Here is a 23,495-nt window from a genome sequence, read left to right on the forward strand (position 1 = left end):
GATGACGTTACCGAGTGGACATCCGAAGAGTAGGCTGATTAAGCGCTTTCACTCTTTAGGTCCTTACATCCGTGAAGGCAAATGTGAAGGCGAGCGCTTCTTCTTTGACTGCCTGGCAGTTTGCGTCAATGTGAAACCTGAACCGGAGTTACGTGAATTCTGGGGCTGGTGGATGGAGCTGGAAGCACATTCAGACCATTTCACTTATGAGTATCACTTTGGGCTGTTCGATAAAGAAGGCAACTGGAAGCCGGGTGCGGTGAAGGGTAAGGATAATAATGCCCGCGTTGAAGAGACGTTACGTAACTTCCATGTGCGTTTAAAAGCACAGCTGGCGGAAATAGAGCTGGGGCTCATCCCGGCCGACGGCTTCGCTGACCAGCCGGTTAAGCTGACTGAATAACACACTCAGCGCAGAATAAGGAAAAGGCTGGATTGCTCCAGCCTTTTTTTTAGACACATAACGAGGGGTAGCGCTTAACCCGCTGCCGCAGTGGCGTGTTGCAGCGAGTGTGGCATCAGAACTGGTACATCACACCAACGGCAACGATATCGTCGGTATTCAGTCCCAGCTTATTGTCATCATTCAACAGGTTAACCTTGTAATCGACGAAGGTAGACATGTTTTTATTGAAGTAATAGGTGGCACCGATATCAACGAATTTATACAGGTCAGCATCACCAATGCCATTTTCCATATCTTTAGCTTTGGTCTGCACGTAAGCCAGTGATGGACGCAGGCCCCAGTCAAACTGGTACTGAGCGACCACTTCAAAGTTTTGCAGTTTATTCACGTAGCCTGATACTGACGACGTGGTGCCGTTTGCCGCGGTAAACGTTGCACCGCTGTTGATCGGGTTCATGTTGCGGGTTTCAGCATAGGTGCTCGCAAGATACACACCGTTTGCATCATATTTTAAACCGGTTGCCCAGGCTTCGGCTTTATCACCTGAACCAAATGCCGCGTCTTTCTGGGTTTGAATCAGGCGGTTTGAAGATGACATCGCACCATTGACTGTCAGACCATCGATGATTTGATAGGAAACGGAGGCACCGTAACCGTCTCCGTTCGAGACGTTGCCATTACGTGTAGATGATGCATCGTTTTTGCCCTGATACTGCAACGCAAATTTCAAGCCGTCTACCAGACCAAAGAAGTCGGTATTTCGGTAAGTCAGCATGCTGTTGCCGCGCGTCAGCATATAGGTGTCAGCACGGGTATAACCGGTTGCACCAAACTCCGGCATCATGTCCGTGAATGCTTCTACATCGTAAATAACGCCGTAGTTACGACCATAGTCGATCGCACCGATATCTTTCATTTTCAGACCGGCAAAGCCCAGACGGGTTTTATTGCCTGCCTGCGCATCAGCGCCGCCTTCAGAGTTGCTGGCACTGAAGTTATATTCCCACTGGCCGTATCCGGTCAGCATGTCACTGATCTGGGTCTGACCCTTAAAACCAATACGTACGTAGGATTTGTCAGCGTTGTTGCTGGCGTTGGTGTCTGCATCGCTCATGTAACGCATTGCTTTAACTTTGCCGTAGAAATCCAGCTTATTGCCGTCTTTATTATATACTTCTGCGGCTTGTGCAGCGGTGGACAGAGCCAGAGCTGCGGTTAAGATTGCCAGTGCGCTTTTCTTCATCATTTTCGATCAATCCCGAAAGAGTAAAATTTATAAACGGCCCGGAGGCTCGGTTCGAAGCACGGACTTTTTACCCTTTTCCTATTAAAGATTTATTACAGTTTTCAACACTTCTGGTTAATTCCGAACTTTTAGACGAGCGCGTGGTCAGGCCTTTTTCGCCCTTTTCCCGCGCTGGCTGTTGGCTTCGGGCACCACACCTGCTAAAACGTTTCTTTGTACTCTTTTTTACGAAATGGCAGGAAATAATGAGCAGCAGCCAGACCCTGGTGGTGAAACTGGGGACCAGCGTACTGACCGGCGGCTCACGTCGGTTGAATCGGGCACATATCGTGGAGCTGGTGCGTCAGTGCGCACAGCAGCATGCGGCGGGACACCGCATTGTCATTGTTACCTCAGGCGCAATGGCGGCCGGACGTGAGCACCTTGGCTATCCGGAACTGCCCCCGACCATCGCCTCAAAGCAGCTGCTAGCTGCGGTGGGGCAGAGTCGCCTGATCCAGCTGTGGGAGCAGCTGTTTTCGATTTATGGCATTCATATCGGTCAGATGCTGCTGACGCGTGCCGACCTGGAAGATCGTGAGCGCTTCCTTAACGCCCGCGACACCATGCGGGCGCTGCTCGACAACCATATTGTTCCTGTCATTAACGAAAATGACGCGGTGGCGACCGCGGAAATCAAAGTCGGTGATAACGATAATCTCTCGGCGCTGGCGGCGATCCTTGCCGGAGCCGATAAGCTGCTGTTGCTCACCGATCAGCAGGGGCTGTTTACCGCCGATCCGCGTAACAACCCTGACGCTGAACTGATCCGCGACGTTCACGGTATTGACGACGCGCTGCGTGCGCTGGCGGGCGACAGTGTATCCGGTCTGGGCACCGGCGGGATGGCCACCAAATTACAGGCGGCCGACGTGGCCTGCCGTGCCGGCATCGACACCATTATCGCGGCGGGTAATCTGCCGGGGGTGATCGGCGATGTGATTGCCGCCAATCCGGTCGGCACCCGTTTTCATGCTTTTGAAACGCCGCTGGAGAACCGCAAACGCTGGATCTTTGGCGCGCCCCCGGCCGGTGAGCTGGTGGTGGACGACGGAGCACTGTCGGCGATCCTCGAGCGTGGCAGCTCGCTGCTGCCTAAGGGGATCCGCGAGATCAGCGGCAACTTCTCCCGGGGGGAAGTGATCCGCATTCGCAGCCTGCAGGGCCGCGATGTTGCCCACGGCGTCTCACGCTACAACAGCGATGCCATGCGTATGATTGCCGGGCACCACTCCCAGCAAATCAGCGAAATTTTGGGTTATGAATATGGTCCGGTGGCCGTACACCGTGACGATATGATTGTTGCTTAAGGAATTCTGATGCTTGAAGAAATGGGTAAGGCTGCGAAGGCCGCGTCGTATCAACTGTCGGTACTGTCGACCACGCAAAAAAATCAGGTACTGATGACCATTGCCGATCACCTTGAGGTGCAGAGCGCCGCCATTCTGGCGGCCAACGAACTCGACCTTGCGGATGCCCGCCAGAATGGCATGAGCGCCGCGCTGCTCGACCGTCTGATGCTGGATCAGACACGCCTGAAGGGCATAGCCGATGACGTGCGTCAGGTCTGCCGCCTTGCCGATCCGGTGGGGGTGGTGATCGACGGCGGTAAGCTCGACAGCGGACTGCGTATTGAGCGTCGCCGCGTGCCGCTGGGCGTGGTGGGGGTCATCTATGAAGCACGGCCGAACGTCACCGTCGATGTGGCCAGCCTGTGCCTGAAAACCGGTAATGCGGTGATCCTGCGCGGCGGGAAAGAGACTTACCGCACTAACGCTGCCACCGTGCGGGTGATCCAGGCTGCACTGCAGCAGCACGGGCTGCCGGCCGGGGCGGTGCAGGCAATTGACAGTCCTGATCGTGAGCTGGTCAGCCAGCTGCTGAAGCTTGACCGCTACGTGGATATGCTGATCCCCCGCGGCGGTGCCGGCCTGCACAAGCTGTGCCGCGAGCAATCGACCATTCCGGTGATCACCGGCGGGATTGGCGTCTGCCATATCTATGTGGATCGCAGTTGTGAGGTAGACGCGGCGCTGAAGGTGATCGTTAATGCCAAGAAACAGCGCCCAAGCGCCTGTAATTCTGTGGAAACGCTGCTGATAGACGCGGCCATTGCCGATACCTTCCTGCCCGCACTGAGTGCCCGTATGGCCGGGGAGGGCATCACGCTTCATGCCGATCCGCGATCGCTGCCGCTGTTGCAAAACGGGCCGGCCCGCGTGAGCGCTGTAACAGAAGAGCAGTATCGCGACGAGTGGCTGGCGCTGGATCTGAACGTCAGGCTGGTGGACTCGCTGGATGAGGGGATCGCCCATATTCGTGAATACGGCACGCAGCATTCTGACGCGATCCTGACCCGCACCCTCGGCAACGCCGACCGTTTCGTCAATGAAGTGGACTCCTCTGCCGTCTATGTGAACGCCAGCACCCGCTTTACCGACGGCGGTCAGTTTGGTCTGGGGGCCGAAGTGGCGGTCAGTACGCAGAAGCTGCATGCGCGTGGCCCCATGGGGCTGGAAGCACTGACCACCTATAAGTGGGTGGCCTGGGGTGACGATACGGTGCGTGGTTAACGATAAATAGTGTAAACAGGCGGTGAATATGGTCACGCTTTCTCAGCTTTTCCCCTTTGCCGCCATTGCCCTCGGCATGGTGCTGACGCCCGGGCCGAATATGATCTATCTGATTTCGCGCTCGCTTTGCCAGGGGCGGCGGGCAGGATATATCTCACTCTGCGGCGTGGCGCTGGGCTTTATGTTTTACATGGTCTGCGCTGCGCTGGGGATCACCGCACTGCTGATGGCGGTGCCGGTGGCCTATGATGTGCTGCGTTTTGCCGGGGCAGCCTATCTGTTGTGGATGGCGTGGCAGGCCCTGTTCGGTGGAAAATCGCCGTTTCAGCTGCGCGATCTGCCGCCCGACAGCCCGCGTAAGCTGTTCACGATGGGGTTGCTGACCAATCTGCTCAATCCTAAAACGGCGGTGATCTATCTGACGCTGCTGCCACAGTTTATCCACCCGGCGCAGGGCAACGTGCTGGCACAATCCCTGACGCTGGGCTTTACCCAGATCCTCACCAGTATGCTGGTCAACAGCCTGATCGTTTTCGCTGCGGGCACCATTGCCACCTTCCTGGCCAGCCGTCCCGGCTGGCAAAAGGCCCAGCGCTGGTTGATGGGGACGGTACTGGCCGGGCTGGCGGTAAAAATGGTGGTAGACAAGCGTTAACCCAAATGCTTGCCGGTGGGGAAAGTACGGGCCTGAGTGCGCCCTTTGCTGGGCCAAACCACCGGGCAGACTGTTCAGCGTGAGGGCGATTTTCCGGCTGCGCTGATGCTCTTCCAGATTTCTTCCAGTCTCAGCGTTTCATGACGATTGTTCACCAGATCCCACAGGCCGAGACGGCGATCGGCATTCAGGGTGACAATAAAACGGCAGCCGCTTTTCAGGGCGTGGCTGTGCTGACGTTTCAGTCTTGCCCCGCTGAAATCACTGAATATTTTCTGCGCAGGAAGCTGCTGACGTAAAGTATTTGCCAGCAGGAGGGCATCAATGTTCTGCTGCGGATCTTCGTAGGTCACCACAATATCGGGATAGTTAGTGATATTGCTGTCACCGCCGGTGGTTTGCAGCAGCAGCAGCAGGCGTTCAATACCGATGGCAAATCCCGAAGCGGGCAGCTTTTTGTCACTGAACAGTTCGACCAGACCATCATAGCGTCCACCGCCGCAGACCGTTCCCTGCGATCCCAGTTCGTCCGTAATCCACTCGAAAACGGTGCGGGTATAGTAGTCCAGCCCTCTGACCAGCCGTGGATTGACGCGGTAAGCGATGCCCGCGTTGTCCAGCAGGGTGCGCAACGTGTCGAAATGCTGCCGTGACGCATCGCCGAGGAAGTCCAGCAGCTGCGGGGCCCCTTCGATCATCTCCTGCATCGCCGGATTTTTGCTGTCGAGGATCCGCAAGGGATTACTCTCCAGGCGGCGCAGGCTGTCCTCATCCAGCAGGGCATGATGCTGGTTAAACCATCTGACCAGCGCCTGACGGTGCTCTTTGCGCTCGGGCAGGGTGCCCAGTGAGTTGATCTCCAGACGAATAAAGCGGTCAACGTTTAACGCTTTAAAAATATCCCAGGCCATGTAAATCAGCTCTGCGTCAATATCGGCTCCCGGCATGCCGAAGGTCTCAACGCCAAACTGGGTAAACTGCCGCAAACGGCCCTTTTGCGGCCGCTCATAGCGGAACATCGGGCCCTGATACCACAGCCGCTGCGTGGTGTTATAGCACATGTTGTTTTCCACCACGGCGCGGACGCAGCCGCTGGTGCCTTCGGGCCTCAGCGTAATGTGTTCCCCGCTTTTGTCCTGGAAGTTATACATCTCTTTCGACACGATATCAGTCGACTCGCCGACGGCGCGTTCGAAAAGCGAGACTGGTTCCAGAATCGGCAAACGAACTTCCTGATAACCATACCGGTGGGCGATAGTGCGGACTTTACTCTCCAGCCACTGCCACACCGGGGTTTCCTCCGGCAGAATGCTGCGCATTCCCCGGATGGACTGAATTTTACTCATGATAAATCCTTATCCTGTGTATCGCGTGCTACCTGCCCGCCGCTGCCGGACGGGCAAGGTTCACCCCGGCAGCGGCGGGCAGGCAGCCATTTTTTACGCGGCGCTCATCAGATTGTCAGCAATCACATCGTCGATCAGCTCATCGATTTTACTGGTGTCGAGATGGTGGGCCGTGGTGATCAGGTGGGCCACCTCGCCAGAAGTGGCAAGGCAGTGTTTCTTCCAGACGGCCTCAGACGGGCAGGGGAAAACTACGGTAATCGAGTTCTTATTACACCAGGCATTGATGCCTGCTTCCTGCAGGCGACTGACGGCGTACTGGGCCATCTTCAGGCTGTGTGCGATCCGGCGTTTCCAGTCGGCATGGCTGTGGCTGCGGATTGCCTCCCACATCATCATTGGGGTGTGGCCGTTACGGGAGCCGGTGATGGTTTTATCGTGGCCGGAAATGTAGTCAATCTCAACGGAGATCCGATCCACATTAGATTTTTTCGCCACGACAATGCCGCAGGGGATAGGTGATCCAATCATCTTATGGCCGGAGACGCCGATCGAGTCAATGCCGTCTGCAAAGGTAAAACCCTGCGGATCATCGACAAACGGCAGGATCATGCCGCTGAGTGCGGCATCGGCGTGCAGGTAGTAGTCTTCACGTTTGAAGCCCGCTTCTTTCAGGCGCTGCTGGATAAGGCCAATATCATCAATGGCGCCGCGAACGGTAGTACCAATATTGGCGAAAATAATCGGATGCTGCTCTTTATCCAGCGTGATTTTTTTAATTAAATCGTCGTAATCCACTTCACCATTCGGCAGCGATTCCACCAGCCGTGACTTGATGCGCAGCAATTTAACAATTTTGGCCACCGAGTAGTGGGTATCCTTTGAATAATAGAGTGTGCCATCAGGGAAAATTTCACGGCCAAGATAGCAGCCAAACATATTGCCTTCCGTACCGCCGTTCGTTACATAGCCCCAGCTTTTTTCGAACGGAATTTTGAACAGGTGAGCAAAGTATTCCATCACTTCTTTTTCAAAATCGAAGGAGTTCAACAGATAATTACAATATTCACTCCAGTCCCCACAGTTATTGATTGAAAAGCGCATAAAGCGTTCGAGGTTGGTGTAGTTGAAATCCGCTGACTCAGGATACCCGATATTAAAATATTGGTTTTTTACACAGTACGACCAGAAAGCATCCAGCTTGTTTTGATCTTCAATAGATAACGTCATTTGCTATTCCTTCTTTCGGTTAACGGATAAAGTAACGTTTTTATTTTTCATCCAGATAAAGTATGTCGACGCCTTTTTTGCTGCGTCCTGCGGCAACGAAGCAGAAAAGGGGAATGGTAATCATGATCATGACGACGCCCCAGAACATGGAGTCCGTACCGGATCCGAGCATGGCGAAGATGCTGTAGATCATCCCGATAACAACCATCACGCTGTAAAAAATAAAGCTGCGTCCACGGTTCATCTTTTTGGATACCATAATAATAGGCAGGGAGATCAGGGCGTACATATAAGGCAGCAGTGAGGCAAAAACCGACATCAGAATGACGGTCTGGAACTGTTTAGCCAGGTTGGGGGAGGCCGTCATCAGTAATACCAGCGTCATCAGTACCCCGGTAAAAATCAGGCTTTTCATTGGGACGTCATTTTTATTTACGTCAGAGAATAATTTCGGGAAAAGACCCTGTTGAGCCCCTGCGCGGGGTCCTTCCGACTGTAAAATTAACCAGCCAGATATGGAGCCGAAACAGGCAATAATACTCAGCGCAGAGGCGATGTTTCCGGCGGTTTTACCGAACATATAGCGGGCAGCATCGGCGAAAGGCGCAGCGGAGTTCACCAGTTCGTTATGCGGTACCAGCCCCATAATCACGGTACAACTGCCAACGTAGCAGACGGAGGCGATAAGCAGGCCATATACCGTGGCGCGGGGAACGGTGTATTCCGGCTTTTCCACCTGACCACTGGATACCACCGCAGATTCAACGCCCAGAAAACCCCAGAGCGCGATGGATGCCGCTGTGATAATGGCAGAGGTGTCGCTTTTACCCGTTCCGTTATAGACCTGAGAGAACAGGGTGGGATCGAACCAGAACCAGCCGACGACGCCAATCCCCAGCACCACCACCAGCATGCAGCTGGCCGTAAAGGATTGTGCCCGTCCGGCGACGCGCGCGCCGAAGCTGGCCAGCACAATAAACCCCCACAGGATGACAATTGCCACGACGCTGCCGATTGACGGGTTTTTCAGTTCAGGGAAGAAATAGCTGAGATAACCGACCCCGGCCACCAGTAATGCCACGTTACCGACCCAGGCGCTGATCCAGTAGCAAACAGTGGTCTGAAAGCCGATAAAAGGGCCGAAAGCATCACTGGCGTAAGCGACAATGCCTCCGGTACGTGGAGTAATCAGACTCGTCTTAGAAAAAACCAGTGCTAAGGCAATAACACCTATTATGGTGAAGAGCCATCCCCACAGCGAAATATAACCAACCCCGGCAAGGTTAGTCGGAAGCATAAATACCCCTGACCCCATCATATTTGACGCGGTCACCAGCGTTAGTGCTACGACGCCCATCTTATGTGCTTTAGCCGCACTCATGGTTCCCATATTGAATGTCCTGTAGTCGTTGCCATAAAAAAGTGATAACCAGGGGGATATCACCGAGATGCAGTGATTCTAAGAAAGCAGGTGCGGGATTTTTAGAGGATGAAGGGAATAAAAGGCACGTTATGTATTTTGCGGCTGAAAAATAGCGCGAATTTTATACAAAATATAACTTAATGACTCCGTCCCATTTTTTATTTACTTTATTTTGTCGTGGGTGGGTAACTTGTCTCATTTTTTTATTTATTAATTAACATTAATTTCACATGACGAGAGTGTGTTTAATTTACAGTTGTTATATTGACAGTTGGGCGCTGTTTCATGCACCCTTTGATAACAGCTTATTAAAATAAATGGCGACAGAAATTTAATATTCATTTTATTTTTATAAATGTCAGGGTGATATGTCGAGAAAAGAGCGTATTTATATTCAGGGGCTGCCGCAGCTTATACAGCTAAAAGGGCATAATCATGATTTTATCTTTATAGATGAGAAAGATTGTGATGTTTTTCTTAATAGTCTTGATCGGGCGTTAGCACTCTATTCCTGCGCGCTGCATGCTTACTCCCTCCATGTAAAAGAATTTTTTCTGCTATTAACCCCCGGGAGTAAAGAGGATCTTAGCCGACTGGTGCAGCATATCGGACGCAGCTATGTCCGCTATTTTAATCAAAAATATCATCGCAGTGGCGCGCTATGGGAAGGGCGCTACAACAGCTGCCTGATTGAACCGGGCGCTTATTTCCTCCTGGTCCAGCAGTTTGTTGACAGTGCGGGATCAGATAAGTCGGCCTTATCAAACGGCAGTAGCTACCCGCATTACACTGGTGGGGAGCCCATCGCCCGCCTTACTGCCCATGAAGAATATGCAAAACTCGGGAAAACCCACGCCGATCGGGCGGCACAGTACCGTCGCTTTATGCAGATCCCGCTCAGTGCAGCGGTGTCCGAAAAAATTAAACACAGCCTCAGTCAGAACTGTGTGCTGGGAACGCCGCAATATTGCCAGCAGCTGGAGATGTTTCTCCACCGCCGGGTCAGACCGCGCCAGTGTGGCCGGCCCAGAAAGTATTATCACAGTCAGGTAATGGATTGGGTGTGGCTTGAAAGTCAGGCGTCTCAGCTGCTGCAGCGTTACTGCTATCAGGAAATACGCCTGCCTCTGCTGGAAAGAGAGGGGGAATTAAAACGCATTCCTGATTTTGCCCAGGGGGACGCGGGGGCGTGTCGGATTACCGCAGGGCACCCGACTTTATTGCGTCGTGAGGGAACGCTGGGATGCCTGCATGCCATAGAAGCGCACCGGGATTTACAGTCAACCAGCAAGCTCTGGTATCTGGGGACCATGTTTCGCCTGCGGAAAGATGAGCACGCCCCTGTTGAACAGTATCAGCAGCTCGGCGTAGAGGCCTTTGGTTATCCCCGGGTTGATATCGAGCTGGAACAGTTCATCATGCAGTATGATTTTTTTAAATCCCTGCGGCTGGACAGCCATATAGAATTGAAAATCAATACGCTGGGAAGCGCCAGGGAGTTTGCCGCGTTTCGCCAGGCGTTACGTCAGTACTATCAGCCCTTTATTTCTTTCTTCCGTGCGCAGTGGATAGACTGGCTGGCTGACAGGCCGGAAAAGCTGCTGCAGTCCTCCGACAGCCTGCTGGCGACGTTGCAAACCCGGGCGCCAGAACCTGGCCGCTTTATCTCGGTATCCTCCCAGGAACGCTTTACCGTTTTAACGGATTCACTGACCCGGGCAGGCATCCCATTTGTGGTGGATAAAACGCTTTATCCGGCCAATGCCTACTGCCATACCCTTTTTGAGTGGCACAGCGACCGGCTGGAGGAGGGAAGCCTGCTGTGTCGCGGCGGCCGCTACGATGGCTGCGCCAGTGAACTCCTCGGGCGGGAGATTTTCGCCTTTGGTTTCGCCTTTATGCTGGAGCCACTGATGCGTCTTCAGCAGTTAACACGTAAAAGCAGGCTGCAGCCGCGAATGACTGATGTGGTGATTATCTCATGTTCATCGACGGGGAGGGCGTATGCGCTGGCGCTCGGACGCAGGCTGAGAGCCGCCTTCCCACAGTTGAGCATCGTCAACGACTGTTCTGAGATGCGTATCACCGCGTCGAAACGTAACGCCGAGCGGCAGGGAGGGCGGTTTATTATTATTGTGCCGGAGGACGCATCCGGTGGAGAGCTGGAAATCTACGATAATGATCGCCACCTGAAGCAGTCCGGCAGTGCCAGTACTCTGATCGGTATGTTAAGTCAGAGTCTCAATCTGTAAGCCACCCGGATCTTATCCCTGGCGCGCGTGCTCTGCCGCCTGACGGAACAGCGCATCATCCGGGCGCACCCCGGTATACAGTGCAAACTGCTCGACGGCCTGAATGGCAAACACTTCAGAACCGACGATCGTGGTTTTGTTCCGGGCGCGGGCATAGCGCACCAGCGGCGTCAGTTCAGGCAGGGCGACCACCTCGAAGACCACGCTGGCAGCGTCCACGGTGGCCTGATCAAACGACAGCGCATCAGCATCCGCACCACCAGCCATGCCGGTAGGGGTGGCATTGATCAGCAGTCCGGGCTGTAATCCATCAAGGCTGGCACGCCATTCAAAACCGTATAGTGCAGCGAGCTCACGGCCCCGGGTCTCATTACGTGCAACGATCACTCCCTGACTGAATCCGCTGTCTTTTAAGGCACAGGCAACGGCTTTAGCCATACCGCCGCTACCGCGCAGTGCGAATGTCAGCCCGGTATTGACCTGATACTGCTTCAGCAGGCTGACGATGGCGATATAGTCAGTGTTATACGCCTTCAGATAGCCATCCGTATTGACGATAGTGTTCACCGAGCTGATGGCGCTGGCAGAGGCATCCAGTTCGTCCAGCAGGGGGATACACTGCTCTTTAAACGGCATAGAGATAGCGCAGCCACGAATACCCAGCGCCCGCACGCCGCCGATCGCCGCTGTCAGATCCTCAGTCGTAAAGGCTTTATAGAGGTAATCAAGATCGAGAGCGTCGTACAGATAATTATGGAAACGGGTGCCAAAGTTGCCTGGGCGCGCCGCCAGTGACATACAGACCTGCGTGTCTTTGTTCAGATATCTGGTCATAGCATCGTCTCTGAAAGAAAGGGGGCTACCAGCATGGACTAAAAATGACGGGATTAAAAACGGCAGAATGGGCGGATGCCTTTCCCCTTTTCCGGCGTTGGGCGAGAAAAAACTAAATTTATTAAATTTGTTGATAAAAATCCGTTAAACACAGTTTTATTCAACATTTTGTTTAATTTATCCCAAGTGAATGCTAATTTACAGCCTCTGTTCCCCTGTTGAGTGAGTCCGAGCCATGACGGAAAAAGCCTATTACCACAGCGACAGCCTTGCAATGACCGCCGAGGTCCTGCGCTGTGAACCGGATGACAGCGATCATTACCGGGTTATTCTCTCTTCCACACTGTTTCATCCTCAGGGCGGCGGCCAGCCCGCCGATCGGGGGACGCTGGGCGGCGCAGAGGTGGTGAAAGTCAGTCAGGAAGAGGGAGAGGTGGTCCACCTGCTGGCAACGCCGTTACCTGTCGGGCCGGTGACTCTCCTCGTCGACGGAGAGGTGCGTAAACGTCACACCCGGATGCATTCTGCGGGGCATCTGATCGGCGTCGCCGGTGAACAGTTTGGCTGGCATGCCACCAAAGGCGATCACCGCCCCGGTGCCGGACGGATAGTTTTCGCCCCCGGAATAGCGCCGGAGCCGGTGGAGAGAGACGCGCTGGAGCAGCTGACGCGTGCGCTGGTGGCAGCGGACCTTCCCCGGGTTCTGAGTGAGCAGGCAGGACTGCGCAAAGTCACCTGGGGCTCACTTCCCGCCTTTGCCTGCGGCGGCACACATGTGCTGACCACCGCGCAGGTTGGCCGGGTGCATATCACCGGCGTTAAAGAGAAGAAAGGGCAACTGTCCGTCCAGTACGAAGTGGAAGGCGACTAGCCACGCAGTGCGGTCGCGGCCGTTTGCAGCTGTTCGATGCTGCTGGTCGCCCCGCCGCAGACAATCACCAGCAAATTTTGATACGCGACGAGCTGCGGATGTGCCTCGTAGAGCACCGCCAGACTTGCCCCGCAGGCCGGTTCCACCAGTATGCGGTGATCGTCAAGAAAGCGCAGGCAGGCGTTGACTGCCGCCCGATCCGATACCCGCAGACTGTGTACCGGATGTTCGCTGGCGCAGCGCAGTGCCTGGTCACAGACCCGTTTTGCGCCCAGCGATGAGGCGATGCTGTGAATACCGTCCAGTTCGACCGGGTGTCCGGCTGCCATTGCCGCGTGAAAAGAGGCGGCCCCTTCGGTTTCCACCGCCAGCACGGGTACATCCTGCCAGCCGTTACGCTGCAGCCCTGCCACCACACCGGCCAGCAGGCCGCCGCCGCCCACCGACAGTACCACGGCATCAGGCCGGACGCCGCTCTGCGCCACTTCATCAATCATGGTGGCATGCCCCTGCCACAGCAGCGGATCGTCAAAGGGGTGCAGAAACGCATCCTGCGTAGTCAACAGTGACAGCGCGTGCTGATTCGCTTCCTGCCAGGAGCTGCCGTGGACAATCACCTCCGCCAGCTCCTGTTGCAGCAGCTGCTGCGCCCACAGGGAGGTGGTTTCCGGCACCACTACGGTGACGGGGACGCCCAGATGCCGTCCTGCCCAGGCCACGGCCAGCCCGGCATTGCCCCCCGATGAGGAGACAAAGCGACGCGCCCCGCGGTGCTGCCATGTTTCACACGCCAGACCGATGCCGCGAATTTTGAATGACCCCGGCGGCTGTAACGCCTCCATTTTCAGCAGCACGTTGCGGCCGGTCAGCAGGCTCAGCGGGCGGGAGGTGAGGAGTGGGGTGGCAATATGCAGGCTCATGACGGACTCCCGGGCTGCTGTTCATCACGGATTTCATCCAGATAGTTGTAAATGGTATAGCGGGTAACGCCGAGGGCAGCTGCGGCTTTTTCAATACCGCCTTTCACAATAAACATGCCGCGTTCCTGCATTTTTCGTACGGCCGCCAGCTTGGCCTGTTTACGTGAATGGCGCAGGTCGCTGTTCAGCTCGCTGAGTGAGTCAGCGATAATATCGGCCATCAGCTGCGCCATATCGGCCCCCTCCTCAGCCGCAGCTGGCGGGCTGTCTGTGCTGTTCAGCAGGCTGTCGAGGCAGCGCCTGGCCGCCAGCAGCTCACTGTTATCGGTATTTATACAAAGTGCAGCAAACGCCCGCCCGCTACTGTCGCGGTACAGCGCCGTTGCGCTGCGTAGCGTCTGCCCCTGCCTGCCGCGGGTGGGGTAGTCCGGGATCACCGTAGGGGTAGTGTCATCCACCGGGGATGTCTCGTTAATTAACGCCCGCAGGCCCTGATCTTCAGCGGGGACAGCCAGTACCGGGCTGCCTTCTTTCCGGCCGGTAACGTGGCCGTTGGCAATGGCCAGCACGGATTGTTCCGGGTGCTCCAGGTCGTGCAGGACAATTTCTGTATTGCGGCCGACGACGCTGCCCAGTGCCGTCACGGCAGCGTGCAGGGTTTGCAGGATCAGGGCGCGCTCATGGCGGATATCAGGAGAAGGGGCGGACATAATATCTCGGTGGTAAAGGGGACTGAGTGAGCAGAATATCAACGCATTGTATGGTTATCAACAAAGTGTTGATTTATTGGCGGCAAGCAGCGGCTTGCAAAATTGCCAGCCGCTGATTATCTTAATGGCCATAAGGTGATGGTGTTCCACCTTTCCCAACCGCCCGACTGTCCGGGCTGATGACGCCTGATAACCCTGACGCTTTGACGAGGTCGGTGTTTTCAGGCTGTGCTAAATCTGCCTGCTGGCACCTTCCTCTTTACCCTGAGGATCTTATGCTGAAACCTTTACTGGCCGTCATGATCGGCGGCTGCGCGGGCTGTGTCATTCGCTGGCTGCTGGCCGTGCGGCTGAATGCCCTGTTTCCCAACCTGCCACCCGGCACGCTGCTGGTCAACCTGATAGGCGGATTTATCATCGGGGCCACGGTGGCGTGGTTTGTGCGCCACCCGGGCATCGATCCCGCCTGGAAGCTGCTGATCACCACCGGCCTGTGTGGCGGTATGACGACGTTTTCCACCTTTTCACTGGAGGTGGTCACGCTGATGCAGTCCGGCAGCTATCTGTGGGCCATGGCGTCGGTGCTGATCCACGTTATCGGATCGTTGCTGATGACGTTTGCCGGTTTCTGGCTGATCTCGGTGCTGTTTTAGTCTCAGCTGGCCAGTGCGCTGGCGCTGGCCGGGTCAAACAGTGACAGGCTCTCTATCTGATCCAGCATAATCACTTTGCGGAAGGCCATGGCTGACTTCGGCTCCGAATCCAGCGTAATGTCGTGTTCGGCATACCAGCGGCTGTAATTGTGCTCAACGCATAAATTGAGTTTTTTACCGTCGCGGTAGCCACTCAGCATCGGGATCAGCACTACGTTGGCGGTGGCCATATTGTCATAGGAGGCCGCGTGGATCATGCCGATATAGATGCGCCGGGACTTCAGTGTGATCCACGCCAGTTCGCCTTCTTCCATACACTGAAACAGCAGCCCTTCAACGCCGTTGGCGCGGGAGAGCTTTTTATACAGTTTTTTTCGGCCGTTGCTGTCCAAACGGGCACTGCCAGACCAGCTCGAGCGATAAAGGCAGAAGGACACGGCAAAAGCCAGCATGACCACGACCGGTGCCTGAATGCCTAAGAAGCTCCAGGTCATAAATTCGATCTGCCACTGATGATGCAACCCGTCGGCCAGCTGCGGGATGGCGTTGAATAAGGCGGATGCAGCCAGCAGTACCAGCCAGATCAGACCGGTTGCCAGCACGCCCTGCAGAACAAAGATGCAACCGTACAGCGCCACCAGGAAGTAGACATCCCAGCCAAAGGAGCGTTTGATTTTAAAACGGGTGGAAAGATCGCGACTGGTGTACCAGTAGCCGCACACCATCAGCACCATAAATATTGCTGTTCCCATCTCAGGCCCCTTTTAACGTATTAACGTGCCGGGCAAAATCTTCATGCACTTCATAGCTGGAAAAGTTAACCATAGCGCAGCCATCTTCATCAATCAGGATGCGATCACCGTCCTCAATGGATTCGGCGATATCACGCTGGCTCATCACCTGGAGCAGGGATTCAGGGCTGGAAAACAGTGAACAAATAAAACGGAACATAGTCTCTCCTTTGCGGGTTTCGGGGAAGCCTGGCAGCAGAGTAGCGATTGCGCTATCAGATGAGGGTGAAAGTCGTCACTCAGACATTATCGGAAAATGCGACGAATTGATCTTTCTTGTGGACTGTCCTGTTTACCCGCTTCGATCAGGGTGGTAATTTCATACGAATAATCTTATGAGGATAATAACAACATGAAGCAACTGGTCATCGATATTTTAATGAAGCTCGCCAAAATGGATGTAGATACTAAAGAGCTGACAGCCCAGGTCGAGGCCCAATCCCTGCTCATTGCCGCGCTGCTGCTAACGGCGGGTAAAGACGGATCGGCCTCCATTTCCGAAAATATTCAGAACGCTGTTCTGGCTGCATCACAGAGCGGTGATGGTTTTTTACAGACAGATGTGGATCTGCTGTTAACGCACGTCAACCGTTTGCTGGCGGTGACGCGGTTTGTCGATGACGCAGCGGCGACAGAAAACAGCTAACGATAAACCTCCCCACACAGCAGCACGACGTTGGGGCGGCGTGCAAGAATACGTTCGGCCATCTGTTCACAATCGTACCGGGTGGGGTAAATATGCTCTGACACCGGCAGTGCGTCACAGGCGTCATATCCACAGGCACTGACGAGTAATACGAAGCCGATTAACATCACTCACTCCTTTGACAGATTAGGAACTGATTCAAGTATAGGCGACTGGACGAAGCGGGTGTGTTCCGCGTGTGCCCGGCTGTACGATTCTGATTTCACCCACCCATTGCCAGCGTCAGGCTGGCCATTTCAGGAGTGTCATTCATGCAGTTCAAGGGGCTTTCTGCTTTCCCCATCACACCGACTGATGCAGCCGGTGTGGTGGATATACCGGCGCTGGAAAAGGTGTTGCTGCGGTTGAAACAGGCGGGTGTGGACTCAGTCGGCCTGCCCGGCAGCACCGGGTTGTATGCTTATCTGAGCCGTGACCAGAAGCGGCGGGCCATTGAAGCTGCTGTGGCCTGTCTGGGGCCGGATATACCGGTTATCGCCAGTGCCGGGGCACTGCGCACCGATGAAGCCTGCCTGTTGGCGCAGGATGCTGAAAGCGCGGGGGCGAAAGGTATTTTACTGGCCCCGGTTTCTTATACCCCTCTGGGCGAAGAAGAAGTGTTTCAACACTATGCCAGTGTGGCCGGTGCCACCGGACTGCCTGTCTGTGTCTACAATAACCCGGGAACCACGCATTTTACCTTTAGCCATCGTCTGCTTCAGCGACTGGGCACGCTGAAGCAGATCCGTGCGGTGAAACAGCCGGGTCAGAGTGGTATCGGTGAACAGGATGTGACGGCGCTGCGCGACCTGTTTCCTGCGGAGTTTGCGGTCGGCTACAGCGGCGACTGGTTTGCAGCCGGGGCATTGCTGGGCGGAGGCGATGTGTGGTTTAGCGTGGTTGGCGGCCTGCTGCCGCAGCCAGCGCTGGCGTTAACCCGGGCCGCCCAGGCGGGAGAGGCAGAGCGGGTCGCCGAGCTGAACCAGCAGTTTGAACCGCTGTGGCAGCTTTTTCAGAGCCTGAGCAGTTTGCGTGTGATGTATGCGGCAGCGGATATTCTGGGGATCTGCCAGCCGGTTCTGCCCCGGCCGTTGCTCGGGCTCGACAGCGCAGAGCGCAGGCGGGTTGAGCAGGTACTGAAAGACATGCCCAACGTCGTGTGAGCGATCAGAAATGGCCCGGCGCATGCGCAGGGCCATTACGTGCTGTGTGTTGAAAAATAACTAACGTGAAACTGTCGATGTTGTGGTGGTCGTGGTGCCGGTATTGGAGCCATCGCCGCCGCCTGATGTGGCCAGCGCTACGCCCAGCAAAGCAGCAACCACACCGACGCCAACGGCATCTGACGTGCCGTCTGACATGGTCGATGCACTACTTCCTGCTGCCTCACCTGCACCGGTAACGGCCCAGGTATTGGCACTTCCTGCCAGCAATAGCAGCAGAAAAACTGATTTAGCGTATTTCATTTTATTATCCTCGGGCATGAAGACAGCAGGTGCTGCCGGAGAAGAATAATCAGATTTGACAGGGGTTGATATGGGCATCTCACGACGGTGTCAGACCGACTCCAGCGACCGTGGCGGGAAAAAAGATCCAGCCAATACTGACCTTTTATTGCTGTCATCAAACGGTCATCTTTACTGCCGAGCAACGGACAGCGCGTAATAAGAACTTTCTCCTGTCAGGGACGGATAAGGCTGGTTGTGAAATGTGGCCGCCTGAAGCTGGAATCACCGTCTCATTTTCAGAATATCCTCTCCGCCCGCCGAACCGCGCGATCTCTTCCTGCGGCCATTTGCGATTAATCCTGGTTTTAGCCAAACAGAGCAGGTTTTTAAGAACTTGTTGAGTCACTTATGGCCTACTGAAGACTGCCGTGTTGAACTGAGGGGAAGTATGTTGCTATCCGCACTGTCATATATCAAAGATAAGACCGGCTATTTGCAGGAGTTTATTTCTGACCCGCGCAAGACCGGTACCATTGCGCCTTCATCAAAAGCCTTATGCAAAACCATGTCGGATGCTGTGGACTGGCAGGAAAGTCTGCGTATTGCTGAACTGGGCGCCGGTGATGGCGTGTTGACCCGCCATCTGCTTACCCGGATGCGGCCGGAGGCGACGCTGTTAACCTTCGAGACCAATCCGCGCTTTCATCCGCGACTGATGGCACTGCAGGATCCCCGCTTGCAGGTGATTGGGGAGTCGGCAGAAACGCTGAAGGGAGAATTCGATGCCATTTTTTCCGGCCTGCCGCTGCTGTCGCTGCCCCATGACGTACGCCACCGTATATTGCAGCAGGCGGCCTCACAGCTTAGTGCCGACGGCGTGTTTGTTCAGTTCCAGTACACTTCTCTCTGTGAGCCGCTGCTCTCCGGTTATTTTGCCTGGAACCGGACGCGTGTGCTGGCGAACCTGCCGCCGGCCTGGGTCTATCGTGGTCACTCCCTGTCGCAAATCCCCTGGGCCAGTCGCGGAAAATGAGATAGATCCGACTCTGGCGGTCGATTACCGTAGCTTTGCTATGCTTAATCTTTAACCCAAGAGGAGGAAGTAATGAGCACTGATGATGTAGTGATGGTTTCAAGTGAAGAAGAGGTGTGCAATATCATTGGGAAAGCGGTTGTCGATCTGAGTATTACAGGGCAGCCGGTTAACAAATCCACGCTGGGCTTAAAGCTGCTGGCGATGGCGGATCAGGATCAGGATGACGAACGCATTTTACTCTACTGGATTGCCCGTCGGGCAATTAATCAGCCGCAAAAATTTGCGGAGGCACGGTTCTGATAACCTGCCAGTAACCGGTACGTCTGCGACCGGCTATCAGCGGCCGTTCAGGAAGGATCTGAACGGCCATGATATCAGGTCAGACGCCTGAGTCCGGGGATGCGATCCAGTACGGCAATCAGCAGCGCTGACAGGGCATAGCAGACCAACGCTACCAGCGGGATGCTAAATGCGGAGTTGTAGTTCTCAAAGTTCATTGGCCAGACACGCAGTACGGTTTCCAGTACCAGCATATGAATAAAGAATACCCCCACACTCAGCCTGGCCAGATGGCGAATGACCCGATTTGTCCGTCGTGAAAAGCGCAATGGCGCATTCAGCAGCATAAAGAAGCAGGCCAGCGCCAGCACCACTATCGTCGGAGCGGAATAAAACAGGAAAATATCGTTAGGTTCACCAATGCTTTTCGACAGGGAATAGCCCATCGCAGCGGTTAATACCGCACTTAAAATAAAGATAATACTGGCGATAGTGACCTTCGGGGCCAGTTTATAGCGGCGAACCACCCCGCCAATAATATAGAATCCGGAAAGGTAGATCACCATATCAATATTGCTGATGGTGGGCGCAGGATGATTTTCCAGCACGCTCTCTTTAAAATGGTCAAACAGCATGTACACCGATGCCAGTGCAAACCACAGGGTAAGAATGTAGTTAATACGCTGCCTGCTACCGTGCTGGATAAAGGTGTTCAACAGCGGGGTGACCAGGAACAGCAGGATCAGGGTATAGATAAACCACAGGTGATCGTAGGCCGGGGTGCTGAGCAGGTCGAGCAGGCTGAACGAAGTCGCACTGCCATTCATTTTTCTGTCATAAATGAAATAGATTACTGTCCATAAAACAAGGGGGATCAGTAAATTGAGGACGCGCGTTTTCAGCGTGCTTAATAAAGATTCTGTTTTATTTAGCGATATATAACCGGCAATCAATAAATACAGGGGGAACGAAATTCGCCCCAGCACGTCATACATTACCGCAACCGACCAGGCCACATGAAAAGAGCTGAAGGGTATCGCTGCCGTATGAAGCAGAATAACCAGATAGGTGGCGATGAGCGTTAAAATTTTAATATTGAGCGTTTTCAAACAACGGATTCCTTTGCCAGAGGGCTACACTGCATGGCATCTGCAGGTGTTCACTTGCTCTAAAGGTAACATATCCACGTTAAAGTCCGATGCTTTACTGCAAAAATCTCCGCCGGGTCAGCTACGCTGCTGATTGACCGTGATTTCCGGCGCGCAGGCTTCGTCGGGCCGGATGAGGCGAAACTCGGCTTTCCCCTTGTGAACATAGATACAGGCGCGGCCTGCATCGCCGCCGTCCTGCTCTTGTGATAAGGAGATCACGATTTTCTCTGCCGTGGAAAAGGGCGTAAAAAGGCTGGATACCGCGATCAGCATCAGCGGAATGAGGGCAGTGAATGGTGTTTTATCGCGGAAAGGTTGCATTGCGTATGCCCTCCATTAGCCTTTGAATGTCATAGCCAATAAGTGCAGGCCACCCTGACTTTTCGCATTACGACCGTTGCCTGCAATAAGGCTGAAGCAATATCGGCGTTTAGGGGGGCGTATCTCTATGGGAATACTCTTAATTCATCTGGATCTGAAGTAAAGGCGGAAACTAACGGGTCTCCGCCAGCGTTCCCAGGGATTAATGCTGCGAAAACTGATGCTTGATATGCTGATAGAAGAATGAGCCTTTAGACGGTGCGGCCATAAAAAAATGCCAGGTGGTCAGTGGTACATCGCGGTAGGTCCAGGTGCCCTGGTCCAGTAACTGCACTTCCAGGATTCGTTTTTCGGCATCGTAACCGACAGAGTGAATCGCAGATGAGGCTACCATTTGGCGTTTCATATCCCCTCCCTTACTGAATTGCGGTGATTAAAATTTAATCTATTTGCGCAGTTTTACCTTGTCTGAAATCAAAGATAGGGAGTATTAAGCACAGAAAGATCATGGCAGGGGATGAAAGGGGAAGCGGAAGGAAAAAATAAGCCTCGGGAAGTGGGAAACCCACGAACACTTCCCGAGGCCATGCAAATGCATAATTCGTTACGGGCCCACTGTACCCGTATCTGTAAACTTGTACAACATTATTTTTTTGTACAGGTTTGTGCTGGGAAGAACAGGCAAAAAGAGTGACGCAGGGCGGTCTTACTTGCTAAAGTGCGGGCTACACTGACTTAGCGGAATGAGATATGTCGAACGAAATTGCACACCCGTCCAACAGCCCGAAGCAGGCAGCCTTACAGCTGGTGATTGAACTGGTCCGCGCGGGGAAATTAAGCCCACTGCAGGGCGATGCGGCCAATATGATCTCGATCTATGAGCAGTTTAAAACGCACTTCGAAGCGGAAAAACATAAACACGCGTCGGACTCTGCTATTTCCTGAGTCGCCTTACCGGCCATCAGCACTGGCTACGGGCGTCAGCCCGTAGCCGGGCAGGATCACCTTTTACTGATCCGGTCGAAATAGAGCAGGCTGACGCCAATACCCTGATAGTCCCCCTGTATATTTTTACCCAGCCCTACCTGTTGCTGCCCCTGTAATGTCACCACATACGGCGAATTCTGCTGCACTTCAGTTTGCAGTTCCTGATAGAGCACCGTCCGTTTTTTGACATCGCTTTCTGCCGCCGCAGCACGCGTTTTAGCACTCAGCTCAGGAATATTCCAGCCGACGCGCCATGCGAGCGTTTTAGGACCCCCCGCCACGTTATAGGCGAAGGTACTGGCATTGCTGTTGGCGTCCACGTAATCCGCCCCCCAGTAAATGAAAATTGACTGGAAGTGACGTCCACGCATCTTTCCCCACAGTTCTGACTCCGCCACCGGCTCAATATCGAGCTGAATGTCGGCTTTGGCAAAGCTGGCCTGCAGCGCCTGCGCCACATCACTGTAAGGGGGTTGATTAATAATGGTCAGAGAGAAGCGGGTGCCGGGCTTAATTCCCCCCTTAGCCAGGATAGCTTTGGCCTTCGCCACATCGTAGTGGAAAGGCTGGTTAGTCAGTGCGCCGTCAAAACCGGCCGGCAGGAAGGTCTGATGCGTCTGGTACTGACCTTTTAGCAACTGCGTGGACAGGCTGTCATAATCGACCAGCCAGCGTGCCGCCTGCCATAGTGCTGGGTTACCCAGCGCCGGTTGCTGTTTATCCTGGGTGTTGAAGCCGAGGTAGTAAATCAGGCTGGAAGGGTAACTGGTGACGCGCACATTGCTCTGGTTTTTCAGCGTGGCAAACTGGTCCGCGCCCAGATCGTAGGCGACATCCGCATCCCCTTTTTCCAGCAGCAGCCGGCGCGAACCGGCATCGGTGACGCTTTTCAGTATCACCCGCTGCAGATGCGGGGCAGGTCGGGCATGAGGACTCTTTTCCAGTACCAGCGCCTGCTGCGGTAGGTACTTACTGATGGTAAAGGCACCACTTCCCGCTGAATGAGTACGCAGCCAGGCATTGCCATAATCCTGCTCACTGACGTGCTTTTTGACCAGCCTGCTGTCGACCGTTGACGCAACGGGTGAGGTGAGCAGACGCAGCGCCAGATCCTGACCAATGTCGGACACCCAGCGCAGTTCAAACTCAGTATCACTTAGCCGGGTGAACTGCGCGTCAATGTTTTCCGGCGTCCAGCCAAATTCCCCAAGAATGAACGCCGGCGTTTTGTTGAGCTTCACCGCTCGCGTGAGTGAGTAAATCACATCGTCGCTGGTGACCGGGTTGCCGCTGGCGAACGTTTGCCCGGGCCTGAGCGTGAACCGCAGACTGCGCTCCGTGCTGCCGGTTTGCCACTGGCTGGCCAGCGTCGGTGACAGGCGGCGCTCATTGCCGATCTCGGGTGACACCAGCGTCTGATAGATATTGCGCAGGCTGCTGTTGCTGACGGTTTCAAAACTCTCCGCCGGATCGAAGCTGATGATGCCATCAAGCGAGATGGCCACCACCAGCGTATCAGCAGGGGTCGCGGCCAGGGCGGCATGGCTTAACGCCAGCGTGCTGGCAAGGAGCAGGGGAATGAGGTTGCGCATAAAAAAATAGTCCTGAATGGGTAGGGATATCAGGACTATAGGCGGAT

27 protein-coding genes and 1 riboswitch are annotated in these 23,495 nt (G+C 54.6%); of the genes, 12 read left to right on the forward strand and 15 right to left on the reverse strand.

The features are described from left to right. The first annotated feature begins 1 nt into the window (after position 1). Positions 2-403, forward strand: coding sequence for a sigma factor-binding protein Crl (gene crl / locus IFU29_RS17855; protein ID WP_062747940.1), 402 nt, complete (start codon positions 2-4; stop codon positions 401-403). Positions 404-518: 115 nt separating this feature from the next. Here the strand turns inward: crl and IFU29_RS17860 are convergent, their stop codons facing one another. After that, positions 519-1,652, reverse strand: coding sequence for a porin (locus IFU29_RS17860; protein WP_274604301.1), 1,134 nt, complete (start codon positions 1,650-1,652; stop codon positions 519-521). A 245-nt stretch (positions 1,653-1,897) separates the two neighbouring features. Here IFU29_RS17860 and proB point away from each other — a divergent pair, with 245 nt between their 5' ends. From proB to IFU29_RS17875, 3 genes are read left to right on the forward strand one after another with little or no spacing between them, the layout of a single operon-like run. Beyond that, the gene (gene proB, locus IFU29_RS17865) at positions 1,898-3,001 is read left to right on the forward strand and encodes a glutamate 5-kinase (protein WP_191935106.1); all 1,104 of its coding nucleotides are present in this window, start codon (positions 1,898-1,900) and stop codon (positions 2,999-3,001) included. 9 nt (positions 3,002-3,010) lie between these two features. After that, positions 3,011-4,264, forward strand: coding sequence for a glutamate-5-semialdehyde dehydrogenase (gene proA / locus IFU29_RS17870; RefSeq protein ID WP_191935107.1), 1,254 nt, complete (start codon positions 3,011-3,013; stop codon positions 4,262-4,264). Between the two features lie 28 nt (positions 4,265-4,292). Next, positions 4,293-4,919, forward strand: a complete 627-nt coding sequence (locus IFU29_RS17875; RefSeq protein WP_191935108.1) for a LysE family translocator — start codon at positions 4,293-4,295, stop codon at positions 4,917-4,919. 74 nt (positions 4,920-4,993) lie between these two features. Here the strand turns inward: IFU29_RS17875 and hisS are convergent, their stop codons facing one another. From hisS to hdcC, 3 genes are all read right to left on the reverse strand, one after another. Continuing rightward, positions 4,994-6,268 carry a histidine--tRNA ligase gene (hisS, locus tag IFU29_RS17880; RefSeq protein ID WP_342214488.1) on the reverse strand — a complete coding sequence of 425 codons (1,275 nt, stop codon included), beginning with the start codon at positions 6,266-6,268 and terminating at the stop codon, positions 4,994-4,996. Between the two features lie 90 nt (positions 6,269-6,358). Next, a complete protein-coding gene (locus IFU29_RS17885) occupies positions 6,359-7,495 on the reverse strand; it encodes a histidine decarboxylase (RefSeq protein WP_191935110.1) in 1,137 nt (378 codons plus the stop codon). Between the two features lie 40 nt (positions 7,496-7,535). Further along, on the reverse strand, positions 7,536-8,885 hold the full coding sequence (gene hdcC, locus IFU29_RS17890) for a histidine-histamine antiporter (protein ID WP_191935111.1): 1,350 nt from the start codon (positions 8,883-8,885) through the stop codon (positions 7,536-7,538). Between the two features lie 629 nt (positions 8,886-9,514). On the opposite strand from hdcC, the gene IFU29_RS17895 reads away from it, so the two are divergent. After that, complete coding sequence (locus tag IFU29_RS17895; RefSeq protein ID WP_342214487.1) at positions 9,515-11,170, forward strand: ATP phosphoribosyltransferase regulatory subunit; 1,656 nt, start codon at positions 9,515-9,517, stop codon at positions 11,168-11,170. 12 nt (positions 11,171-11,182) lie between these two features. On the opposite strand, the gene IFU29_RS17900 is transcribed toward IFU29_RS17895, so the two are convergent. Further along, complete coding sequence (locus IFU29_RS17900) at positions 11,183-12,004, reverse strand: shikimate 5-dehydrogenase (protein WP_191935113.1); 822 nt, start codon at positions 12,002-12,004, stop codon at positions 11,183-11,185. A gap of 235 nt (positions 12,005-12,239) precedes the next feature. Between IFU29_RS17900 and IFU29_RS17905 the strand changes: the two genes are divergently transcribed. After that, positions 12,240-12,875: an alanyl-tRNA editing protein gene (locus tag IFU29_RS17905; protein WP_191935114.1), complete on the forward strand. Its 636-nt coding sequence runs from the start codon at positions 12,240-12,242 to the stop codon at positions 12,873-12,875. Here the strand turns inward: IFU29_RS17905 and IFU29_RS17910 are convergent. Together IFU29_RS17910 and IFU29_RS17915 are read right to left on the reverse strand one after the other, a co-directional pair. Further along, on the reverse strand, positions 12,872-13,795 hold the full coding sequence (locus IFU29_RS17910) for a pyridoxal-phosphate dependent enzyme (RefSeq protein WP_191935115.1): 924 nt from the start codon (positions 13,793-13,795) through the stop codon (positions 12,872-12,874). The genes IFU29_RS17905 and IFU29_RS17910 overlap by 4 nt on opposite strands. After that, positions 13,792-14,505 (reverse strand): helix-turn-helix transcriptional regulator, encoded by a 714-nt coding sequence (locus IFU29_RS17915; RefSeq protein ID WP_191935116.1) that lies wholly within the window; start codon positions 14,503-14,505, stop codon positions 13,792-13,794. Before IFU29_RS17915 ends, IFU29_RS17910 begins: the two co-directional genes overlap by 4 nt. Before the next feature lie 125 nt (positions 14,506-14,630). Next, positions 14,631-14,701, forward strand: a riboswitch (Fluoride riboswitch). 79 nt (positions 14,702-14,780) lie between these two features. On the opposite strand from IFU29_RS17915, the gene crcB reads away from it, so the two are divergent. Then, positions 14,781-15,158: a fluoride efflux transporter CrcB gene (crcB, locus tag IFU29_RS17920; protein WP_191935117.1), complete on the forward strand. Its 378-nt coding sequence runs from the start codon at positions 14,781-14,783 to the stop codon at positions 15,156-15,158. A gap of 2 nt (positions 15,159-15,160) precedes the next feature. Here the strand turns inward: crcB and IFU29_RS17925 are convergent, their stop codons facing one another. Together IFU29_RS17925 and IFU29_RS17930 are read right to left on the reverse strand one after the other, a co-directional pair. Then, positions 15,161-15,910, reverse strand: coding sequence for a hypothetical protein (locus IFU29_RS17925; RefSeq protein WP_191935118.1), 750 nt, complete (start codon positions 15,908-15,910; stop codon positions 15,161-15,163). A 1-nt stretch (position 15,911) separates the two neighbouring features. Beyond that, the gene (locus tag IFU29_RS17930) at positions 15,912-16,109 is read right to left on the reverse strand and encodes a hypothetical protein (protein WP_062747907.1); all 198 of its coding nucleotides are present in this window, start codon (positions 16,107-16,109) and stop codon (positions 15,912-15,914) included. Positions 16,110-16,301: 192 nt separating this feature from the next. Between IFU29_RS17930 and iraP the strand changes: the two genes are divergently transcribed. Beyond that, on the forward strand, positions 16,302-16,595 hold the full coding sequence (gene iraP / locus IFU29_RS17935) for an anti-adapter protein IraP (RefSeq protein WP_062747906.1): 294 nt from the start codon (positions 16,302-16,304) through the stop codon (positions 16,593-16,595). Here iraP and IFU29_RS17940 read toward each other — a convergent pair. After that, positions 16,592-16,762, reverse strand: a complete 171-nt coding sequence (locus tag IFU29_RS17940; protein WP_167550588.1) for a hypothetical protein — start codon at positions 16,760-16,762, stop codon at positions 16,592-16,594. The genes iraP and IFU29_RS17940 overlap by 4 nt on opposite strands. Before the next feature lie 144 nt (positions 16,763-16,906). Here IFU29_RS17940 and IFU29_RS17945 point away from each other — a divergent pair, with 144 nt between their 5' ends. Then, the gene (locus tag IFU29_RS17945; RefSeq protein WP_191927289.1) at positions 16,907-17,797 is read left to right on the forward strand and encodes a dihydrodipicolinate synthase family protein; all 891 of its coding nucleotides are present in this window, start codon (positions 16,907-16,909) and stop codon (positions 17,795-17,797) included. Positions 17,798-17,857: 60 nt separating this feature from the next. On the opposite strand, the gene yjbE is transcribed toward IFU29_RS17945, so the two are convergent. Next, complete coding sequence (yjbE, locus tag IFU29_RS17950) at positions 17,858-18,100, reverse strand: exopolysaccharide production protein YjbE (protein ID WP_062747902.1); 243 nt, start codon at positions 18,098-18,100, stop codon at positions 17,858-17,860. A gap of 430 nt (positions 18,101-18,530) precedes the next feature. On the opposite strand from yjbE, the gene IFU29_RS17955 reads away from it, so the two are divergent. Both IFU29_RS17955 and IFU29_RS17960 read left to right on the forward strand, forming a co-directional pair. After that, a complete protein-coding gene (locus IFU29_RS17955) occupies positions 18,531-19,115 on the forward strand; it encodes a class I SAM-dependent methyltransferase (protein WP_191935119.1) in 585 nt (194 codons plus the stop codon). Positions 19,116-19,187: 72 nt separating this feature from the next. Beyond that, positions 19,188-19,418 (forward strand): hypothetical protein, encoded by a 231-nt coding sequence (locus tag IFU29_RS17960; RefSeq protein WP_062747898.1) that lies wholly within the window; start codon positions 19,188-19,190, stop codon positions 19,416-19,418. A gap of 74 nt (positions 19,419-19,492) precedes the next feature. Here the strand turns inward: IFU29_RS17960 and IFU29_RS17965 are convergent, their stop codons facing one another. The 3 genes from IFU29_RS17965 to IFU29_RS17975 all read right to left on the reverse strand — a co-directional run bounded on the left by IFU29_RS17965 (position 19,493) and on the right by IFU29_RS17975 (position 21,275). Continuing rightward, a complete protein-coding gene (locus tag IFU29_RS17965; protein WP_194710786.1) occupies positions 19,493-20,506 on the reverse strand; it encodes an acyltransferase in 1,014 nt (337 codons plus the stop codon). A 117-nt stretch (positions 20,507-20,623) separates the two neighbouring features. Next, complete coding sequence (locus IFU29_RS17970) at positions 20,624-20,869, reverse strand: hypothetical protein (protein ID WP_191935120.1); 246 nt, start codon at positions 20,867-20,869, stop codon at positions 20,624-20,626. 202 nt (positions 20,870-21,071) lie between these two features. Next, a complete protein-coding gene (locus IFU29_RS17975; protein WP_191935121.1) occupies positions 21,072-21,275 on the reverse strand; it encodes a KTSC domain-containing protein in 204 nt (67 codons plus the stop codon). Between the two features lie 344 nt (positions 21,276-21,619). Between IFU29_RS17975 and IFU29_RS17980 the strand changes: the two genes are divergently transcribed. Next, positions 21,620-21,814: a hypothetical protein gene (locus IFU29_RS17980; RefSeq protein ID WP_133846243.1), complete on the forward strand. Its 195-nt coding sequence runs from the start codon at positions 21,620-21,622 to the stop codon at positions 21,812-21,814. 56 nt (positions 21,815-21,870) lie between these two features. Here IFU29_RS17980 and IFU29_RS17985 read toward each other — a convergent pair whose 3' ends face one another. Continuing rightward, on the reverse strand, positions 21,871-23,448 hold the full coding sequence (locus IFU29_RS17985; protein ID WP_191935122.1) for an ABC transporter substrate-binding protein: 1,578 nt from the start codon (positions 23,446-23,448) through the stop codon (positions 21,871-21,873). Positions 23,449-23,495 lie beyond the last annotated feature (47 nt).

Source organism: Erwinia persicina (assembly GCF_014838825.1).
Lineage (GTDB): Bacteria > Pseudomonadota > Gammaproteobacteria > Enterobacterales > Enterobacteriaceae > Erwinia > Erwinia persicina_A.

What these genes read in the sequence shown, in the direction of transcription:
- crl (WP_062747940.1), top strand. Translation starts at nt 2, where the DNA reads ATGACGTTACCGAGTGGACATCCGAAGAGTAGGCTGATTAAGCGCTTT.
- IFU29_RS17860 (WP_274604301.1), bottom strand. Translation starts at nt 1,652, where the DNA reads ATGATGAAGAAAAGCGCACTGGCAATCTTAACCGCAGCTCTGGCTCTG.
- proB (WP_191935106.1), top strand. Translation starts at nt 1,898, where the DNA reads ATGAGCAGCAGCCAGACCCTGGTGGTGAAACTGGGGACCAGCGTACTG.
- proA (WP_191935107.1), top strand. Translation starts at nt 3,011, where the DNA reads ATGCTTGAAGAAATGGGTAAGGCTGCGAAGGCCGCGTCGTATCAACTG.
- IFU29_RS17875 (WP_191935108.1), top strand. Translation starts at nt 4,293, where the DNA reads ATGGTCACGCTTTCTCAGCTTTTCCCCTTTGCCGCCATTGCCCTCGGC.
- IFU29_RS17885 (WP_191935110.1), bottom strand. Translation starts at nt 7,495, where the DNA reads ATGACGTTATCTATTGAAGATCAAAACAAGCTGGATGCTTTCTGGTCG.
- hdcC (WP_191935111.1), bottom strand. Translation starts at nt 8,885, where the DNA reads ATGGGAACCATGAGTGCGGCTAAAGCACATAAGATGGGCGTCGTAGCA.
- IFU29_RS17900 (WP_191935113.1), bottom strand. Translation starts at nt 12,004, where the DNA reads ATGACCAGATATCTGAACAAAGACACGCAGGTCTGTATGTCACTGGCG.
- IFU29_RS17905 (WP_191935114.1), top strand. Translation starts at nt 12,240, where the DNA reads ATGACGGAAAAAGCCTATTACCACAGCGACAGCCTTGCAATGACCGCC.
- IFU29_RS17910 (WP_191935115.1), bottom strand. Translation starts at nt 13,795, where the DNA reads ATGAGCCTGCATATTGCCACCCCACTCCTCACCTCCCGCCCGCTGAGC.
- IFU29_RS17915 (WP_191935116.1), bottom strand. Translation starts at nt 14,505, where the DNA reads ATGTCCGCCCCTTCTCCTGATATCCGCCATGAGCGCGCCCTGATCCTG.
- crcB (WP_191935117.1), top strand. Translation starts at nt 14,781, where the DNA reads ATGCTGAAACCTTTACTGGCCGTCATGATCGGCGGCTGCGCGGGCTGT.
- IFU29_RS17925 (WP_191935118.1), bottom strand. Translation starts at nt 15,910, where the DNA reads ATGGGAACAGCAATATTTATGGTGCTGATGGTGTGCGGCTACTGGTAC.
- IFU29_RS17930 (WP_062747907.1), bottom strand. Translation starts at nt 16,109, where the DNA reads ATGTTCCGTTTTATTTGTTCACTGTTTTCCAGCCCTGAATCCCTGCTC.
- iraP (WP_062747906.1), top strand. Translation starts at nt 16,302, where the DNA reads ATGAAGCAACTGGTCATCGATATTTTAATGAAGCTCGCCAAAATGGAT.
- IFU29_RS17940 (WP_167550588.1), bottom strand. Translation starts at nt 16,762, where the DNA reads ATGTTAATCGGCTTCGTATTACTCGTCAGTGCCTGTGGATATGACGCC.
- IFU29_RS17945 (WP_191927289.1), top strand. Translation starts at nt 16,907, where the DNA reads ATGCAGTTCAAGGGGCTTTCTGCTTTCCCCATCACACCGACTGATGCA.
- yjbE (WP_062747902.1), bottom strand. Translation starts at nt 18,100, where the DNA reads ATGAAATACGCTAAATCAGTTTTTCTGCTGCTATTGCTGGCAGGAAGT.
- IFU29_RS17955 (WP_191935119.1), top strand. Translation starts at nt 18,531, where the DNA reads ATGTTGCTATCCGCACTGTCATATATCAAAGATAAGACCGGCTATTTG.
- IFU29_RS17960 (WP_062747898.1), top strand. Translation starts at nt 19,188, where the DNA reads ATGAGCACTGATGATGTAGTGATGGTTTCAAGTGAAGAAGAGGTGTGC.
- IFU29_RS17970 (WP_191935120.1), bottom strand. Translation starts at nt 20,869, where the DNA reads ATGCAACCTTTCCGCGATAAAACACCATTCACTGCCCTCATTCCGCTG.
- IFU29_RS17975 (WP_191935121.1), bottom strand. Translation starts at nt 21,275, where the DNA reads ATGAAACGCCAAATGGTAGCCTCATCTGCGATTCACTCTGTCGGTTAC.
- IFU29_RS17980 (WP_133846243.1), top strand. Translation starts at nt 21,620, where the DNA reads ATGTCGAACGAAATTGCACACCCGTCCAACAGCCCGAAGCAGGCAGCC.
- IFU29_RS17985 (WP_191935122.1), bottom strand. Translation starts at nt 23,448, where the DNA reads ATGCGCAACCTCATTCCCCTGCTCCTTGCCAGCACGCTGGCGTTAAGC.